The following is a 17,740-nucleotide window of genomic DNA, read 5'->3' as shown; positions in this document are numbered from 1 at the left end:
CTTGAAGATATTTTTACCCGGAGCAGTGAGCTATGGCGAAAAAACCGGCCATGAGTCAGGAAAACGCGCGCGCCGAGGCCTTGGGCACCGCACTTGCCACCATTGAACGCAAGTACGGCAAGGGCGCGGTGATGAAGCTTTCCGACGAAGCCCATGTTAATATCCCTGTTATCCCGACTGGTTCCATTGGCCTTGACCTGGCCCTTGGGGTGGGCGGCATACCACGCGGGCGCATCAGCGAAATTTTTGGCCCGGAATCTTCGGGCAAGACCACGCTCACCCTGCACATTATCGCCGAGTGCCAAAAACAGGGCGGCACCTGCGCCTTTGTGGACGCGGAGCACGCCCTTGACGTTTCGTACGCCAAGCATCTCGGCGTAAATACCGACGAGCTGCTCATCTCGCAGCCCGACTACGGCGAACAGGCCCTCGACATTGCCGACATGCTTGTGCGCTCCGGCGCTATCGACCTTGTGGTGGTCGACTCTGTGGCCGCCCTTATTCCTCAGGCCGAGCTTGAGGGCGACATGGGCGAGTTGCAGGTGGGCGGTCACGCACGCCTCATGTCGCACGCCATGCGCCGCCTCACGGGCACGATCCACAAATCGCGCACGTCGGTCATCTTCATCAACCAGATCCGCATGAAGATAGGCGTGACGGGCTACGGCAGCCCCGAGACCACCACCGGCGGCAACGCGCTCAAGTTTTATTCTTCCGTGCGCCTGGACATCCGGCGCATCCAGACCCTCAAGGACAAGGAAGAATCCTTTGGCTCGCGCACCCGGGTAAAGGTAGTCAAAAACAAAGTCGCACCGCCCTTCCGCAGCGCCATCTTTGATATTCTGTATGGTCAGGGCATCTCGCGCTCCGGCGAGCTGCTCGACCTTGGCATTGAAGCCAAAATCATCGACCAGAGCGGCTCGTGGTTTGCCTTTGGCGCGGAAAAGCTCGGCCAGGGACGCGAAAAAGTACGTGCCCTGCTGGACGAAAACCTTGATCTGCGCAACCAGATCGAAGCCAAGGTTGTGGAATTCCTGGGCCTGCACCCCAAGGAATTTACGCCCACCGTTGAAGACGCAGACGAGGGCGAAGCCCCCGCACCCAATTACGAATAAGGCCAAGTTTTGCATGTGACCGCGCGCCCCGATGGTGCGCGGTCTTTGCCCGCGCAGACCCCATTACGGAGCCAGTAAATGCTCACTGCCAAAGAAATACGTCGCCGCTATCTCGAATTTTTCCATCGCCATCAGCATGCCATCGTCGAATCAGGCCCCATCATCCCACCCAACGACCCCACCCTGCTGTTTACCAACGCGGGCATGGTGCAGTTTAAAAAGCTGTTTCTGGGTGAAGAAAAACGCGCCTACAGCCGGGCCACCACCTGTCAGAAATGCCTGCGAGTTTCGGGCAAGCACAACGACCTCGAAAACGTGGGCCGCACCGCGCGCCACCACACGTTTTTTGAAATGCTGGGCAACTTTTCGTTTGGCGACTATTTCAAGCGCGAGGCCATCACCTGGGCCTGGGAATTTGTGACCAAAGAGCTTGAACTGCCCAAGGAAAAGCTCTGGGTTACGGTGTTTCGCGAGGACGACGAGGCCGCCGACATCTGGGCCGAGGTTGCCGGTCTGCCCGCCGAGCGCATCGTGCGCATGGGCGAAAAGGACAACTTCTGGACCATGGGCGATACCGGCCCCTGCGGCCCCTGTTCCGAAATCTACGTCGACCAGGGCGAAGACATGTCCTGCGGACCCGACTGCGGCATCGGCAACTGCGACTGCGACCGTTTCCTTGAAATCTGGAACCTCGTGTTCACCCAGTTTGACCAGTCCGCCGACGGCACGCGCGTGGCGCTGGCCAACCCCAACATTGATACGGGCATGGGGCTTGAGCGCATGGCCGCCGTCGCCCAGGGCAAACGTTCAAACTTCGACTGCGACCTGTTTCAGGAAATCATTCAGTACGCGGCCTCTCTGGCGGGCGTCAGCTACAGCTTCAGCGCGCCCGACGCCAACGACGTGGATACGGCCCTGCGCGTTATTGCCGATCACAGCCGTTCGGCGGCCTTTCTGGTGGCTGGCGGGGTGCTGCCCTCCAACGAGGGCCGCGGCTACGTGCTGCGCCGCCTTATCCGCCGCGCCCTGCGCTTTGCCACGCTCATAGGCGTCAACGAGCCCTTCATGTACAAGGTGGCCCGCAAGGTTACGGAAGTCATGGGCGACGCCTACCCCGAGCTTGTCGAGCACGCCGACTTTATCGCCCGCGCGGTGCATGAGGAAGAACAGCGGTTCTCCCTTACCCTGCAAAAGGGCCTGGAGCTGCTGGACGAAGAGCTGGCCGCCCTCAAGGCCGCCGGCAAGATGCAGATTCCCGGCGAATTCTGCTTCAAGCTGTACGACACCTACGGCTTCCCCCTCGACATCGTTACCGACGTGGCTGAAAAACGCGGTTTTACCGCCGACGCCGCCGGTTTTGAAAAACACATGGCCGAGCAGCGCAAGCGCGCCCGCGATCACCAGAAAAAGGGCGGCCTGCTGGGTCAGGCCGACGGCGTCAACGTCTTCAAGCCCCTGTTGGATGCGGGTGTTAAAAGCACCTTTGTGGGCTATGAGCGCCTGACGGAAAAAAGCCCCCTGACCCTGCTGCTCAACGGCGAGGGCGAAGAGGTCAACGACCTCGGCGAGGGCGAGACCGGCTACGCCATCACCGCTGCCACGCCTTTTTACGGCGAGGGCGGCGGTCAGGCTGGCGACATGGGCACGCTGGCAAGCCTTACGGGCGAGGCGCGGGTGATCACCACCCACAAGCCCGCGCCCACGCTGCTTGTGCACGAAATTGAAGTAACCAAGGGCGAGCTGCATAAGGGCGGCGAGGCCACCCTCAAGGTAGATGCGGACCAGCGCAAATCCACCGCCCGCAACCACACCTGCACGCACCTGCTGCACGCGGCCCTGCGCCGCGCGCTGGGCACGCACGTCAAGCAGGCGGGTTCGCTGGTCGACCCGCACCGCCTGCGTTTTGACTTTTCGCACATAGCGGCCCTTACGCCTGAAGAGCTGGCGGCTGTTGAGCGCGACGTCAACCGCGCCATCATGGCCGACCTGCCCGTGACCGCCAAGGAAATGCCCGTGGCCGAAGCCATGGGCACCGGCGCCATGGCCCTGTTTGGCGAAAAATATGGCGATATTGTGCGCGTGCTCACAGTTTCCGGCGCGGAAAAAAGCGAACCTGAATCTGTGGAACTGTGCGGCGGCACGCACCTTGAACGCACCGGCGAGGCCGGGGCCTTCATGATCGTGTCTGAAAGCGGCGTGGCCGCCGGAACCCGGCGCATTGAAGCCGTGACCGGCTGGAACGCATACGCCCTGGCCGTGGAACAGCGGGCAGAGCTGGCGGCGCTTGCCGGTCAGCTCAAGGCGCGCCCCGGTCAGCTGGCCGAGCGCGTTGCCGCCCTGCAGGGCGACATCAAAAAATTGCGCAAAGCGTCTGAAAAAGCCGCCGCCGCACCCGTTACCGGGGCCGACCTTGCCGCCAGCGCGCAGCAGGTAAACGGCGTGCGCATGCTGGCCGCCAAGCTGGAAAATGTTCCCGTTAAAGCCCTGCGCGAAATCATGGACGACGTGCGTTCGCGCCTTTCTGAAAATACCGTTGCCTGCCTTGCAACGGCCGAGGACGGCAAGGTTGGGCTTTTGCTGTATGTTTCCAAAGACCTGCACGGCAGATTCACTGCCCCTGCCCTTATCAAGGACGTTGCCGCCCCTTGCGGCGGCTCAGGCGGCGGCAGACCCGACATGGCACAGGCGGGCGGCACCAAGGCCGAAGGAATCGATGAGGCCTTTGCCGTGCTGAAACAACGCATCGAACAATAAGGATCAGGCCATGATAGGCATTTCCAAACTGTATTGCGGACAGGTTGAGCCTTCCGACGCACTGCGTTACGGACGTGAGTCGGGCAAATTGCCCTCGCACCTGCTGCAGTTTTCTAAAGACAAAAAACCCGTTGTGGTCTGGAACATGACCCAGCGTTGCAATCTCAAATGCGTACACTGCTACGCCCATGCCATCGAAGTCGACGGCACGGACGACATCAGCACCGAACAGGCCAAGACCATGATCAACGACCTGGCCGCCTACGGTGCGCCGGTCATGCTGTTTTCCGGCGGCGAGCCGCTGGTGCGCAAAGACCTGGTAGAGCTGGCCAGCCACGCCACAGCCAAGGGCATGCGCGCGGTTATCTCCACCAACGGCACGCTCATCACCAAGCAGAAGGCCCGCGAGCTCAAGGAAGTGGGCCTCTCCTACGTGGGTATTTCGCTGGACGGCATGGAGGCCGTGCATGACAAGTTTCGCGCAGTGCCTGGGGCGTTTAAAAAAGCCCTTGAAGGCATCGCCCTCTGTCAGGCCGAGGGCCTCAAGGTGGGGCTGCGCTTTACCATCAACAAGCGCAACGTGGCCGAAATCCCCGGCATATTCCGCCTGCTCAAGGACCTCGAAGTGCCGCGCGCCTGTTTCTACCACCTGGTGTACTCGGGCCGAGGCTCCGAGCTGATCAAGGAAGACCTTGACCACGCCGAAACCCGTCAGGTGCTCGACCTGATCATGGACGAAACCCGCGCCCTTTTTGACGCGGGCAAGCCCAAGGAAATCCTTACCGTCGACAACCACGCCGACGGCCCCTACGTGTGGATGCGCATGAAGCGCGAGGATCCCAAGCGGGCTGAAGAAGTCTTTGAGCTTTTGCAGTACAACGAGGGCAACAGCTCAGGGCGCGGCATCGGCTGTATTTCGTGGGACGGCAAGGTGCACGCTGACCAGTTCTGGCGTCACCACGTTTTTGGCAACGTGCTTGAGCGTCCCTTCTCGCAGATATGGGACGACCCGCAGATCGAACTCCTGCACATGCTCAAGGATAAAAAGACCCACGTTCAGGGGCGCTGCGCCAAGTGCCGGTTCCTGAACATCTGCGGCGGCAACTTCCGCGCCCGCGCCGAAGCCTATTACGGCGACGAGTGGGCCCAGGACCCGGCCTGCTATCTGACGGATGAGGAAATCGGCATTAAGTAGCGCGCAAGCGCGGCCCTTTTTCCGCTGAATGTGCACGCATGGCGGCGCGCCCCCCGGTCGTAGCCAGCTACGTCCGCACCGGCGCGCCGCTTGTTTTTTGTGCGGAAAGCAGGGCATAATTCAAACCAGACAAGCAGGCAGAGCCACGCGCATGTATTGCTGCGGGCCTGCTGTACATAAAACCTTGCAATCATCTGCAGCAATGCTGCACAGGCTGGCCACGCACCGACCTGCAAAGCGCAGAACAAAGGACAAAGCCATGACCACATTTCACCGGGGCCGCCGCCTCCGCGCAACGCCCGAACTCCGCACCCTCGTGCGCGAAACCGCGCCCCTTCTTGTTGAAGACTGCATCATGCCCTACTTTGTGGTCGAAACCGCCGACAGGGGCTTTCGTAAAGAAATAGGCTCCATGCCCGGCCAGTATCAGCTCTGCCTCGCCGAGCTGGAAAAACAGGTGGAAAAGGCCGTTGATACCGGCCTTAACTCCCTCATCCTGTTTGGCATACCTGAAACCAAAGACGAAAAAGCCTCCGGCGCATACGCCGAGGACGGCATCGTGCAGCAGGCCGTGCGCCTGATCAAGCACCGCTGGCCCAAGCTCTACGTCATCACCGACGTGTGCCTGTGCGAATATATGAGCCACGGCCACTGCGGCGTGCTCATGCCCGACGGCGAGGTGCTCAACGATGCAACATTGCCCCTGCTGGCCCAAACGGCGGTAAGCCATGCGGCCGCAGGCGCGGACATGGTGGCCCCCTCGGACATGATGGATGGCCGCGTGGCCGCCATACGCGAAGCACTGGACGAGGGCGACCTTGCGACAACGCCCATCATGTCCTACGCCGTCAAATACGCCTCGGCCTATTACGGCCCCTTCCGCGAAGCGGCGGAAAGCGCCCCGGCCTGCGGCGACCGCAAATCCTACCAGATGGACCCGGCCAACGCCCGCGAGGCGCTGCTTGAAGCCTTTGCCGACCTTGAGGAAGGCGCGGACGCGCTCATCGTCAAGCCCGCAGGGCCTTACAGCGACATCATCCGCACCGTGCGCGACAATACCAGCGTGCCCCTGTGCGCCTATCAGGTAAGCGGCGAATATTCCATGATCCGCGCCGCCGGCCTCAACGGCTGGATCGACGAGCGCGCGGTCATGATGGAATCGCTCACGGGGCTGAAACGCGCCGGGGCCGACATGATCATCACCTACTTTACAGAAACCATCCTGCGTGAAGGACTGGCACGATAATGAACAACCACCCCCACAACATGGGCCACCCCGGCGGGCAACCCGGCGGCGGGCACCCTGGCGGAGGACATCCGGGCGGGCATGCTGCAGGCGCTGCGGGCAACCCCGCCTCCGGCCACCCGGACGGAGTATCCGCCCCCCTGCGCACGCTCGAAGACGGCAGCCCAGCCTGCCGCCTTATCGCCTGGGAGGTAACCCGCTCGTGCAATCTGGCCTGCAAGCACTGCCGCGCCGAGGCGCATCCCGAGCCATACCACGGCGAGCTCTCCACAGCGGAGGCCAAGGCCCTCATCGACACCTTTCCGCAGGTGGGCAAGCCCATCATCATCTTTACCGGCGGCGACCCCATGATGCGGCCCGACGTGTACGAGCTGGTGGCCTACGCTCACAGCAAGGGGCTGCCCTGCGCCTTTTCGCCCAACGGCACGCTGATTACCCCCGAAAAAGCCCAGATGATCAAGGACGCGGGCGTCAACCGCTGCTCCATCTCCATTGACGGACCCGACGCGGCAAGTCACGACAGTTTCCGGGGCGTACCCGGCGCGTTTGAAGCTTCGCTGCAGGGCATTGAATACCTCAAATCCGTGGGCATGCCTTTTCAGATCAACACCACGGTCACCCGCAACAACCTAAGCAGCTTTAAAAAGATATTCGAGCTGTGCGAGCGCATCGGCGCTGCCGCGTGGCACATCTTTTTGCTGGTGCCCATGGGCCGGGCCTCAGGGCTGGCCGACCAGGTCATCACCGCGCAGGAATACGAGGACGTGCTGCACTGGCTGTACGATTTTCGCAAGAGCACGAGCATGCACCTCAAGGCCACCTGCGCGCCGCACTACTACCGCATCATGCGCCAGCGCGCCAAGGAAGAAGGCATCAGCGTTACGCCCGAAACCTTTGGCATGGACGCGCTCACGCGCGGCTGCCTTGGCGGCACGGGCTTTTGCTTTATCAGCCATGTGGGACAGGTGCAGCCCTGCGGCTATCTGGAGCTGAATTGCGGCAATGTGCGCGAAACGCCCTTTCCGCAGATATGGCGCGAGAGCAAATACTTTTTGCAGTTCCGCGACCAGTCCTGCTACACGGGCAAGTGCGGCGTGTGCGAATACCACAAGGTCTGCGGCGGCTGCCGCGCCCGCGCCCACAGCATGGACGGCGACCATATGGGCGAGGAGCCGCTGTGCACCTATATTCCCGCCAAAATGCGCCGCAAGGAAAACCCCTGAGCAGTACGAGGACCCCATGACGCAGCAGACACAGACCCGCAAGGGCGCCCCGGCCAGCACCGAAGCGCTGATGGACAGCGTCGACCGGCAACTGCTGGATATTATCCAGACCGGCTTTCCGCTTACGCCGCGCCCCTACGCCGACCTGGGCAAGGTGCTTGGCATTGCGGAAGAAGAAGCGCTTGAACGCGTGCGCGGTCTCAAGGCCCGCAAGATCATCCGCCGTCTTGGCGCCAACTTTCAGTCGGCAAAACTGGGTTTTGTTTCTACCCTGTGCGCGGCAAAAGTGCCGGACGATAAAATGGACGACTTTGTGGCGCGCGTTAACGCCTGCCCCGGCGTCACCCACAACTATCTGCGCGAGCATGTCTACAACATCTGGTTTACGCTCATCAGCCCCTCGCGGGAAGAATCGCAGGCAACGCTGGACGCCATCGCGGCGGCCACTGGCATTGCCATTCTCAACCTGCCCGCCACCAGGCTGTTTAAAATTCGCGTAGACTTTCGCATGGATGCGGACGCCTGATACGCAACTTCCGCAGTGCTTTCAAAGCCGGTGCGCTTGGGGTTTCCAGACGCACCGGCTTTTTCTGCTTTTGTAATTGTCAGCGCGCCATCAGCGCAAATACACCCCAACCGAGATATTCACGCGTGTACGTTACGTAGCGCGTGGGCTCTGTTGCGAGCTGTTGGCGGATCTCCGCCGCAAAGTCGTCGTGGGGGTTGGCCGCAAGCCACCTCCGCATGGTCAGCCACTTGGCGGCTTCGTACCTGTCCCAGCCGTCCTGGTTTGCCAGCACCATTTCCACCACATCATAGCCCAGGTTGCCAAATGAGCCGACAAGCTCGGGCAGCGTCAGAAAGTCGCCAACGCCGCCGACCCCGCAGCCGCTGGCAATGTCCTGCGCAGGCGGCGTGCGCAACCAGTAGGGCTCGCCGATGAGGAGCATCCCCCCCGCGTCGAGGCTCTTTGCCAACAGCTCAACCGTGCCCGCTACGCCCCCGCCTATCCAGGTAGCGCCCACGCAGGCCGCCAGCCCGACCTTTTCATCTGCAATGTAACCCGATGCGTCGGCATGGATAAACCGGACGCTCGCGGCAACGCCGAGCTCTTCGGCGCGGTTTTTCGCCTGCTGGCAAAACAGGGGGCTCATGTCTACGCCAACACCCCAAATGCCGTAATCGCGCGCCCAGGTGCACAGCATCTCGCCCGATCCACTGCCCAGATCAAGCACGGCTGTTCCAGCTGTAAGGCGCAAAGCCTTGCCAAGAGCGGCGAGTTTTTCTTCCGTGAATGGATTATGGATGCGGTGTTCACTTTCAGTAATGGTAAAAATTCGTGGAATATCCAGCACAATATTCTCCTTGCCATGCGTTGCGCTACTTTTTAGCCGTTTTTGTTTACGTACATCAGCAGGTTATTTTACACACACTGCTTAATCACCCATGATTATTTGATGCGACTGCTTTATACGGCCTGCCTGAACAGACAGCTATTCTTTTACCCCCACAGGCAAGAGCATGGTATGCTGTGCAGGCGGCAATAGCATTCCACTATTTGGTTCAGAACCAATAAAGCGCACAAAAGCAATCGGGCAGAATCTTATGTAACAATTGTGCTGTAATTGCTGATCTTGCCCAATGGCATCTCTACCGCAAAACACCTCCGCCAACAATGTGCAACAACAATTACTGCAACTCGAGGTTGCCAATGCGGGCAAAGACCACGCGTGGATACGCACATTTGCCCGCTTGCCATAACCGCCTATCTTTAGTACACAAGCATTGCGCCGTTCCTAATTTAGGAAATTTCTAAACTTTTTCCCTGCGGCCTCCCTCAACCATACGCCCGCGACCCTACGGCCAGCCCGTTGCAGACGCGTAGCGCAGCGCACTTGAGGCTTGACGTTCAGCCAACGCATAAGGACTGTGCATGATCAGCACCCGTCGTTTTTGCCCGTCGCTCCGCACGCTCTTCGCTACAGCAGCCCTCGTCTGCGCCGCCCTGCTGGCGCAACCAGGCCATGTTTTTTCGGCTCCGGCAGTACCGCCCCAGAGCGCGCTTGGCGTATGCTCCGCCATTTTGTACGACCTCGACCGCGATGCAGTGCTTTTTGAGCAGAATGCCGACCAGCATATCCCCCCGGCATCGCTGACCAAGATCATGTCCATGTTTCTTGCCATGGACCAGATCAACTCCGGCATCGCCGGCATGGACAATACCACCATCATCAGCCGCAATGCGGCCCGCACTGGCGGCTCGCGCATGGGGCTGAACGAAAACGAACAGGTCACCCTTGAGCAGCTGCTCACGGGCATGGCCGTTTCGTCCGGCAACGACGCCAGCACCGCCATGGCCGAATACGTGGGCGGCTCAGTGCCCGCCTTCATCAACATGATGAACGCCAAGGCCCGCGATCTTGGCATGCGCGACAGCTACTTTGTGAATCCGCACGGTCTCCCCGCCAAGGGGCAGTACACCACCGCCCGCGACATGCTTACGCTTGCCCGCGCCTACCTGCACGCCTATCCCGACATGCTGCGCTTTCATAACACGCACGTGCTGAATTACCGTGGCCGCGTCACCTGGAACAAAAACCCCCTGCTGGGGCAGTATCCCGGCGCCGACGGCCTGAAAACCGGCTGGATCAACGCCTCGGGCTACAACATGGTTTTCACGGCCCTCAGGGGCGACAAGCGGCTGCTGGCGGTCATCATGGGCGCGCCCGACTCGCAGATACGCAGCATTGAGGCCTTCCGCCTGCTGGATGCGGGTTTTGAGGTGTGCGACAACAGCGCTCCCACCGTGGTGGCTGCGCTGGACAACCTGCCCCGCGAAAAATACCACCCCGACATCCGTAAAAATGCCCGCGAGGCCTACCACCAGTATGCCGGCAATGACCGTGGCGACAGCGTGCAGACCGCGCATCGCGCCAAGCAGACCAAGGCCGCCAAGGCCAAAAAGAAAAATGTGGAAAAAGCCTCCCGCCAGCGGCACGCCGACGACGGACAGGCGGCCCGACGCGTTGCCAACAACGCGAGCTGACCCCCGCCAAATTTGCACAAAAAGCGCCCGTGAGCCTGAGCCCACGGGCGCTTTTTACGTATGGATGCCGAGGTAGCGGGTCAATGCCGGATAGCTGACGAATATCTGCGGCCCAGACATCCAGGCAAAACAACGTTACGTTAAAAGGCGGAGGAAAAAGTACCCCGGCCATTGTTGCTGGCAGCAAGCCATGTCACGGTTTGCAATAAGGGGAAAGCCTGGGGATGGCGGAGGCCGGAGAAGGTCGGAGAATGAGAATGCGTCCGCCAGCTGAAGGGCGTCCCGGTGAGCATCATGACAGAGCGGTCGCCGGGCTTCACGCAACTGGTTTGAAAAGCCCATAGCGCAAAAACCCCTTGGCCCAAAAACCTACACCTGTCGGGTTAGCTCCTGTCCAGCACGCGCAGCGACACGGCTTCGGCCAGATGCGGCGTGCCAATGGCAGCGGCATCGTCCAGATCGGCGATGGTGCGGGCCATGCGCAGCACCCTGGCGCAGGCTCGGGCGGAAAGGGAAAGGCGGTTGACCGCAGCCTCCATCAAGGCATGGCCCTCGGCATTCAGCGCGCAGTGTTGCTCAAGCAGCGCGCCCGATAGCTCGGCATTGCAGCGCGGCCCATCGCTGCCGTAGCGCGCCCGCTGTGTTGCCCTGGCCTTGAGCACGCGCTCGCGCATCTGGGCAGACGAAGCGCCGCTGCCTGTACCGCGAAAGTCGGCGTACGCCACGGCGGGCACTTCCACATGCACGTCAATGCGGTCAAGCATGGGGCCTGAGAGTCTCGACTGATAGCGCGTGCGCTGCTCCGGGCGGCAGGTGCATTCGTGCGTGGGGTCGCCAAAATAGCCGCAGGGGCACGGGTTCATGGCAGCCACCAGCATGCAGGCGGCCGGAAAACTCACGCTGTGGGCGGCTCGCGCAATGGCGGCCACGCCTCCCTCAAGGGGTTGGCGCAAGGCCTCCAGAGCGGTCTTGCGAAATTCCGGCAGTTCGTCCAGAAACAGCACGCCGCGATGGGCAAGACTGACCTCGCCGGGGCGGGGATACCCGCCGCCGCCAACCAGCGCCACGTCAGAGATGGTGTGGTGCGGCGCGCGAAAGGGCCGCACGCGCATAAGGCCCGCATCGGGTGGCAGCTTGCCGGAGACGCTGTAAATTTTTGTGACTTCGAGCGATTCCTCAAAATCCAGCGGCGGCAGGATGGTGGGCAGGCGTTGGGCCAGCATGGTTTTACCGCTGCCTGGCGGGCCGATGAGCAGCACGTTATGGCCCCCGGCGGCGGCGATTTCAAGCGCCCGCTTGGCAGCCTCCTGCCCTTTGACCTCGGCGTAATCCTGCTTGTAGACGGGGGCCTCCAGCGCGTCATCCACTGGTTCGCACAGAGGTTCCAGCGGCTCGGACCCGGCCAGAAAAGCGGCGCAGCGGCCAAGCCCCTCTGGCGCAAAAACCTTGAGCCCGCGCACCACTGCGGCCTCGGCCCCGTTGCCGGGGGGCACTATCAGCCCCGCCGCCCCCTGCTGGCGCGCCAGCAGGGCCAGGGGCAACACGCCGCTTACCGGGCGCAACGCTCCGTTGAGCGACAGCTCGCCTGCCAGATACATGCCCTGCAAAGGCTCGGCGGGGAGAATGCCCGCAGCGGCCAGCAGCCCCACGGCCAGCGGCAGATCGTAGCTTGCGCCGCTTTTGCGCCGCCACGCGGGGGCAAGGTTAACCGTAATGCGCGCTGGCGGCAGCTTGAAGCCGCAGGCCCGCAGGGCGGCAAAAACCCTGTCTTTGGCTTCACGCACGGCGGCCTCGGCCAGACCGACCATGGTAAAGCCGGGCAGACCCTGGCGCACGAAGTCCACTTCCAGTTCCACAGGGTAGGCGTCGACGCCTTCCACCCCGCCGCTGTTCAAACGGACAACCATGCGTGCTCCTTTACCATTGCACCATAAAAAAACGGCGCGGAGTTGTGACTACATCCGCGCCGCAAAAAGCCTTGGCGGCAAAACGCGACGGCTGAGCCGACGCATGCAGCCTGAATATGACGGGCCTGGGGTTATTGCACGGCCTTGCCGATGCGGTCCCAGCGGATGTCGCCAAACCCGCCCCACGACCAGTAGATGCGCCAGGCCTTGGCGCGTATGGCGCTGCGGTCCACAAAGCCCCAAAAGCGCGAATCCATGGAATTGTCGCGGTTGTCGCCCATGACAAAATACTTGTCGGCAGGCACGGTAACCGGGCCAAAATTATCGCGCACGGGCTGGATGCGGTCGGGCTCGGTAAAGCGGATAAACGATTCCTTCACCGGCTCGCCGTTGCGGTAGAGCTGCTTGTTGCGCACCTCGATGATGTCGCCGGGCGTGCCGATGATGCGCTTGATGTAGTCTACGCTGGGATCGTTGGGGTATTCAAAAATGATGATGTCGCCCTTTGCCGGATCACTGCCCTTGTAAATATAGGAGTGGGTAAAGGGGATTTTGACGCCGTAGGAGAACTTGCTCGCCAGCAAATGATCGCCCACAAGCAGGGTTTTGACCATAGATTCCGAAGGAATTTTAAAGGCCTGCACCACAAAGGTACGGATGACCAAAGCCAGGATAAGCGCGACGAACAGGGCTTCGCCGTATTCCCGCCACAGGGGTTTGACGGGGCGCTGTGATTGCAGAAGCATTGCCATGTGCGAATATTCCTCATTTGCCGTCTCGGCTGGTGAGCGTTGATTTTCGGTCGCAAATTATGCCCTGTTGCCGGTGTAAACGCAAGGATCAGGGAGCTTCACCCTTACTGCTGCCGCAAAAAAAAGCAAGCCCCCGGCCATCGGGCGACGGCTCGGGGGTTTGATCAGTAATTACGGCATATTGCCGCAACGCCCCTTACTGAAGGCGCAGGGCAAAGTTGATCACAAAGCACAGGGCGATCAGCAGCATGACCACGTTGAGGTCCTTAAAGCGGCCAGAAAGCGCCTTGAGGCCCACCCAGCTCACAAAGCCAAAGCCAAAGCCCGTGGCGATGTTGAAGGTAAGCGGCATGCTGATGATGGTCAAAAAGGCGGGCAGAGCCACGGTAAAGTCCTTAAACTTGATGCGCCCGACCTCCTGCATCATCATGGCGCCCACGATGATGAGCACCGGGGCGGTGGCGTAAGCGGGAACCATGCTCACCAGAGGCGCAAAAAACAGCGTCAGGAAAAAGAGCACGGCAATGGTTACGGCGGTCAGGCCGGTACGCCCGCCCTCGGCCACGCCAGCGGCGCTTTCAAGGTAGCTGGTGGCGGTGGTGGCGCCCAGCACGGCGCTGGACATGGTGGCGATGGAGTCGGAAATCAGGGCCTTGTCCAGATTTTCAATGTGGCCGTCCTCGCGGATAAAACCGGCCTTCTGCGACAGCCCGATGAGCACGCCCATGTTGTCGAACAGGTCAACCATGGTCAGGGTAAAGATGATGGAGATCAGACCGTGGTGCAGCGCGCCCTTGAGATCCATGGCCATAAAGGTTTCGGTGGGCAGGGGGAGCGAAGCGTTAAAAATATTGCCCTGCGGCACCTGCGACACGCCAAGCACCATACCCGCAACGGCAATGGCCACAATGCCGATGATCATGGCCCCTGGCACGCGCAGCGACAGCAGCGCGCCAATAAGGAAGATGCCCGCCACGGAAAGCAGGGTCTTGGGATCGCCAAGATTGCCCAGGGTCACAAAGGTCGCGGGGCTGGCGGCCACAATGCCGCAGCTCTTCATGCCGATAAAAGCGATAAACGCGCCAATACCCACAACAATGGCAAACTTGAGGTCCATGGGCACGGCATTGATGATAAGCTGGCGCACCTTGGTGACCGTGAGCAGCAAAAAAACCACGCCCGAGATAAACACTGCGCCAAGGCCGGTCTGCCATGTATAGCCCGCCGGGCCGCAAACGTAGTAGGCAAAAAAGGCCGTAATGCCGAGCCCCGGAGCCACGCCCACGGGGAATTTGGCCCACAGGCCCATGATAAGTGTGGCGATAACCGTAATCCAGATGGTGGCCGCCACGGCGGAATCCTTGGGCATACCGGCGTCAGACAGCATGCCGGGCACCACAAAGATCAGGTAGCACATGGCCATAAAGCTGGTAAGACCGGCCAGCATTTCGCGCCGCACCGTGCTGCCCCTGGCCGCAGGATTAAACATTTTTTCCAGTACGTTCATGACATCCTCCTCTTGTTGCCGCGCTGCGCGTCCAAGCTAGTTTTGGAGCAATACGCGCCGGGGCCGCAGCCCCATGCTGTTGCAACGCCCTTTCTACCCGCCCCCGCAACGCGACCGCTCGCGGCCATCGCCCGGTCCATTACCCAGGCCGCAGCCTGGAGCCTCGCCCTATACCGCCAACAACCCTTCATACATAATTAAAAAAACGGCGAAGGAACCTGTCTCGCCGTTTCTATCACCCGCAGCCGCGCCTTTCTAACCCAAAAAGGCCCGAATGCCCGTAAATATCACCTGCGCCGCGATGGCCGCCAGCAAAAGGCCTGTAAGCTTTGACAGCACGGCAATGCCCGTGCGGTGCAGCGCCCGCACCACGCCGTCGGCCATGCACAGCAGCGCAAACATACCCACAGACGCCGCCAGCAGCGAAAAAACGCCCACAAGCACCTGATGCATCTCTGTGGCCGACGCGCCCATAACCATGACCGCGCCGATGGAGGCAGGCCCCATGCCCAGCGGTATGGCCAGCGGCACGACGCTGATGTCGCCCTCCTTGCCGGAGAGCGCGTCCTTGCCGTCGTCGTTCATGAGAGAAACTGCCGTCAAAAAAAGCAACACGCCCGCCCCGATACGAAAGGCGTCAAGCGTGAAACCAAACAGCGAAAAAAGATGCGGGCCAAACAAAAACAGCGTTACGCCAATAAGAAAGATGGCCGCAGAAGTTTTGGCGGCCACGGTCGATTTCTGTTTTTTGTCAAAGCCCTTGGTACCGCTGATAAAAGCACTCAGCACGGCAGGGGGCGTCATGAGCGCGTATATCTTGATGCTCGTGCCCACGACTTCGGTAAAAAATTCCATGACAACTCCACTCTCTGAGCCGAAAGCCCACGTATGCAAACATGTGAACCCAGCGGCCAGAATTTATGAAGGCGGGATCATGTCACGCAAGAGCCGCCATGTCCATACCGCAGCCCCTGCGCGCCCCAAAATCTGGCGCTCAACAAATGCGAGCGAGTGCTCCCGCCGGAGATCGCCGCCTGAGCATTGCCGCCTGAGCATTGCCCCGGCCTCTCATCTTGCCTCTGATTTGTGCCCTCCCAATCTGGCAGCAGGGAACATGACAGCAGCGAATATGGCGGCAAGCCCTGAGCGCGGCGCAGCCAGCAAACCATGCGGCAATCACGCCCTGCCGACACAAAAAAACTCCGCCGTTCCCTGCGCCCAAGGCAGACAGAATGCGGCGGAGTTGCGGACAACACCTGCGACAGTGCGCTAGCGGCCGACGCTGACGTCGGTAACAACCTGCCCGCTGGGTTTAACATTAAGGGCGCAACCGCCCAGAGGCAGCAGCGCGGCGCAGACCCAGACGCACAGCAACAGGGCGGCGGCGCGGCGCACCAGCCTGCGACTGCTAGTCACGGGGCTTTTCCTGGGTAATGCGTGCGCCTTCCTGCACGTCCTGGGTAATCCACACATTGCCGCCGATCACCGCGCCCTTGCCCACCGTAACGCGGCCAAGAATGGTGGCCCCGGCGTAAACGGTCACATTGTCGCACAGTATGGGGTGACGGGGATTGCCCTTGGTGAGGGTTCCATCCGCATTTTTGGGGAAGGAAAGCGCCCCCAGCGTAACCCCCTGATACAGGCGGCAGTTGCGCCCGATGATGCAGGTTTCACCAATGACCACACCGGTGCCGTGGTCAATGAAAAACTCCTCGCCAATGGCCGCGCCGGGGTGGATGTCGATACCCGTGGTGCTGTGCGCCATTTCCGAAATAATGCGCGGAATCACCGGGACCTTGAGTCTGTAGAGCTCGTGGGCGATGCGGTGGTGAAACATGGCTCTGAGCGAAGGGTAGCAAAATATGGTTTCTCCAGGGCTGGTGGCCGCGGGGTCGCCCTCGTAGGCCGCCTTGGCGTCGCCAGCCAGCAGGCGGCGTATCTCGGGCAGGCTGTCCATAAAGGCCAACGCCGCGTGCTGCCCCTCGGTTTCGCACGAGGTGCAGGGTATGCCGAGCCCCTCGCAGCTAAAACAGAAGCCGCGCACGATCTGCTCGCCCAGCAGACGGTGGATGCTGTCCAGGTTGGCGGACAGATGGTAGCGCATGGATTCGCGCCGTACGGAGGCCGCGCCAAAATAGCCCGGAAAGATGGCCGCGCGAAGCCTTTCCAGTATTTCAGAGAGCACCGGCAGGGACGGCATGGGCGCGCCCTGACCAGAGCGATGCCATACCGTGCTGAGCGAGGTTTCGTGGCAGAGCCGCTCAACCACGCTGTCAATAAGGGGCATGCCAGTTGCGGTGATATCCTGCTTTGTGTCCATGGCGTGATCCTGAAGGTGTGCTGTTTTCGCGTGCTGCGCTGACGGCTCGGGCCGACAGGCGGGTATCTCTGGATTTCTTATTACTCTACATGGAGTTGCCGTCTGTAGCAACGGGCAAACGTCGTCAGCAACCACATGTCTGCCGCAAGCCTATGCACCAGCCGTTCGGCCCACCGGCTGCAACACGCCGGGTCAAACCCGCCGCATCAAAGCTTTGCGCCCGAAGCTGCCCGCGCAACGGGGCGGGGCCGCCTGCTGGCATACGCCGCATGTTTTACAATAAGCCCGAACCCACCAATGACAACTCAACCCCGAGCAGATTCCGGCCTGACGGCATAGCGGCAGGGGGCAGCCCAGACGCGCCCGGCAGGCAGGGGGCCTCGCGCGTCTGTCACCGAGAGTGGCGGGCCTCAATCCGACGCGTGGGACAGCCCTTGCCCCGTTAATTTTTGCAACTCGTCAGTACGCAATATGAACAAACAAAGGCGTTACCATGCGTCGCCCACACGTAAAAATATAGATAATTAGCTGACAAACAATATGTTTTTTGCCATGGCATGATTACTGCTTGTTCTTGTGACAGAACGGTTGCATTTCCGATAACGGCCGCTGCGCCACGCGGCAACCGGTCTGACATATGCGCTGTATCCGCGCGATATGATTAGATATGGCATC

Annotated in this window: 14 protein-coding genes; 7 read left to right on the top strand and 7 right to left on the bottom strand. The window is 61.0% G+C overall.

What is annotated here, in order from left to right; genetic code table 11:
• Positions 1-32: 32 nt before the first annotated feature.
• The 6 genes from recA (at position 33) to ahbA (ending at position 8,059) form a co-directional block, all read left to right on the top strand.
• Entirely contained in the window at positions 33-1,115 is a 1,083-nt protein-coding gene (recA, locus tag DDIC_RS01345) for a recombinase RecA (RefSeq protein ID WP_136398784.1), read from the top strand.
• Positions 1,116-1,193: 78 nt separating this feature from the next.
• Complete coding sequence (alaS, locus tag DDIC_RS01340) at positions 1,194-3,869, top strand: alanine--tRNA ligase (protein WP_136398783.1); 2,676 nt, start codon at positions 1,194-1,196, stop codon at positions 3,867-3,869.
• Between the two features lie 10 nt (positions 3,870-3,879).
• Positions 3,880-5,064, top strand: coding sequence for a 12,18-didecarboxysiroheme deacetylase (ahbC, locus tag DDIC_RS01335; protein ID WP_136398782.1), 1,185 nt, complete (start codon positions 3,880-3,882; stop codon positions 5,062-5,064).
• A gap of 259 nt (positions 5,065-5,323) precedes the next feature.
• Complete coding sequence (gene hemB, locus DDIC_RS01330) at positions 5,324-6,310, top strand: porphobilinogen synthase (protein ID WP_136398781.1); 987 nt, start codon at positions 5,324-5,326, stop codon at positions 6,308-6,310.
• A complete protein-coding gene (gene ahbD, locus DDIC_RS01325; RefSeq protein ID WP_136398780.1) occupies positions 6,310-7,533 on the top strand; it encodes a heme b synthase in 1,224 nt (407 codons plus the stop codon). Before hemB ends, ahbD begins: the two co-directional genes overlap by 1 nt.
• A 70-nt stretch (positions 7,534-7,603) precedes the next feature.
• A complete protein-coding gene (ahbA, locus tag DDIC_RS01320) occupies positions 7,604-8,059 on the top strand; it encodes a siroheme decarboxylase subunit alpha (RefSeq protein ID WP_136400974.1) in 456 nt (151 codons plus the stop codon).
• A gap of 79 nt (positions 8,060-8,138) precedes the next feature.
• Here the strand turns inward: ahbA and DDIC_RS01315 are convergent, their stop codons facing one another.
• Positions 8,139-8,885 (bottom strand): SAM-dependent methyltransferase, encoded by a 747-nt coding sequence (locus DDIC_RS01315; RefSeq protein ID WP_136400973.1) that lies wholly within the window; start codon positions 8,883-8,885, stop codon positions 8,139-8,141.
• Positions 8,886-9,466: 581 nt separating this feature from the next.
• On the opposite strand from DDIC_RS01315, the gene DDIC_RS01310 reads away from it, so the two are divergent.
• The gene (locus tag DDIC_RS01310) at positions 9,467-10,579 is read left to right on the top strand and encodes a D-alanyl-D-alanine carboxypeptidase family protein (protein WP_136398779.1); all 1,113 of its coding nucleotides are present in this window, start codon (positions 9,467-9,469) and stop codon (positions 10,577-10,579) included.
• Positions 10,580-10,962: 383 nt separating this feature from the next.
• Here DDIC_RS01310 and DDIC_RS01305 read toward each other — a convergent pair whose 3' ends face one another.
• From DDIC_RS01305 to epsC, 6 genes are all read right to left on the bottom strand, one after another.
• Positions 10,963-12,486 (bottom strand): YifB family Mg chelatase-like AAA ATPase, encoded by a 1,524-nt coding sequence (locus DDIC_RS01305; RefSeq protein ID WP_136398778.1) that lies wholly within the window; start codon positions 12,484-12,486, stop codon positions 10,963-10,965.
• Between the two features lie 131 nt (positions 12,487-12,617).
• Positions 12,618-13,238, bottom strand: coding sequence for a signal peptidase I (gene lepB / locus DDIC_RS01300; protein WP_136398777.1), 621 nt, complete (start codon positions 13,236-13,238; stop codon positions 12,618-12,620).
• Positions 13,239-13,434: 196 nt separating this feature from the next.
• Complete coding sequence (locus DDIC_RS01295; protein ID WP_136398776.1) at positions 13,435-14,745, bottom strand: NCS2 family permease; 1,311 nt, start codon at positions 14,743-14,745, stop codon at positions 13,435-13,437.
• Positions 14,746-15,000: 255 nt separating this feature from the next.
• Positions 15,001-15,600 carry a MarC family protein gene (locus DDIC_RS01290; protein ID WP_136398775.1) on the bottom strand — a complete coding sequence of 200 codons (600 nt, stop codon included), beginning with the start codon at positions 15,598-15,600 and terminating at the stop codon, positions 15,001-15,003.
• A gap of 414 nt (positions 15,601-16,014) precedes the next feature.
• Positions 16,015-16,161, bottom strand: coding sequence for a hypothetical protein (locus DDIC_RS13740; protein ID WP_168732436.1), 147 nt, complete (start codon positions 16,159-16,161; stop codon positions 16,015-16,017).
• Positions 16,154-17,065 (bottom strand): serine O-acetyltransferase EpsC, encoded by a 912-nt coding sequence (gene epsC / locus DDIC_RS01285; RefSeq protein WP_136398774.1) that lies wholly within the window; start codon positions 17,063-17,065, stop codon positions 16,154-16,156. The genes DDIC_RS13740 and epsC overlap by 8 nt, the downstream gene beginning before the upstream one ends.
• Between the last annotated feature and the right edge of the window lie 675 nt (positions 17,066-17,740).

Origin of the sequence: Desulfovibrio desulfuricans (assembly GCF_004801255.1) — a bacterium.
Taxonomy (GTDB): Bacteria; Desulfobacterota; Desulfovibrionia; order Desulfovibrionales; family Desulfovibrionaceae; genus Desulfovibrio; species Desulfovibrio desulfuricans_C.
The sequence above is the reverse complement of the archived record's forward strand: the minus strand, read 5'-3'. Positions and strand labels throughout refer to the sequence as shown.

Bases quoted from the DNA above. Each gene is read 5' to 3' on its own strand.
- recA (WP_136398784.1), top strand. From the start codon at position 33: ATGGCGAAAAAACCGGCCATGAGTCAGGAAAACGCGCGCGCCGAGGCC.
- alaS (WP_136398783.1), top strand. From the start codon at position 1,194: ATGCTCACTGCCAAAGAAATACGTCGCCGCTATCTCGAATTTTTCCAT.
- ahbC (WP_136398782.1), top strand. From the start codon at position 3,880: ATGATAGGCATTTCCAAACTGTATTGCGGACAGGTTGAGCCTTCCGAC.
- hemB (WP_136398781.1), top strand. From the start codon at position 5,324: ATGACCACATTTCACCGGGGCCGCCGCCTCCGCGCAACGCCCGAACTC.
- ahbD (WP_136398780.1), top strand. From the start codon at position 6,310: ATGAACAACCACCCCCACAACATGGGCCACCCCGGCGGGCAACCCGGC.
- ahbA (WP_136400974.1), top strand. From the start codon at position 7,604: ATGGACAGCGTCGACCGGCAACTGCTGGATATTATCCAGACCGGCTTT.
- DDIC_RS01310 (WP_136398779.1), top strand. From the start codon at position 9,467: ATGATCAGCACCCGTCGTTTTTGCCCGTCGCTCCGCACGCTCTTCGCT.
- DDIC_RS01305 (WP_136398778.1), bottom strand. From the start codon at position 12,486: ATGGTTGTCCGTTTGAACAGCGGCGGGGTGGAAGGCGTCGACGCCTAC.
- lepB (WP_136398777.1), bottom strand. From the start codon at position 13,238: ATGGCAATGCTTCTGCAATCACAGCGCCCCGTCAAACCCCTGTGGCGG.
- DDIC_RS01295 (WP_136398776.1), bottom strand. From the start codon at position 14,745: ATGAACGTACTGGAAAAAATGTTTAATCCTGCGGCCAGGGGCAGCACG.
- DDIC_RS01290 (WP_136398775.1), bottom strand. From the start codon at position 15,600: ATGGAATTTTTTACCGAAGTCGTGGGCACGAGCATCAAGATATACGCG.
- epsC (WP_136398774.1), bottom strand. From the start codon at position 17,065: ATGGACACAAAGCAGGATATCACCGCAACTGGCATGCCCCTTATTGAC.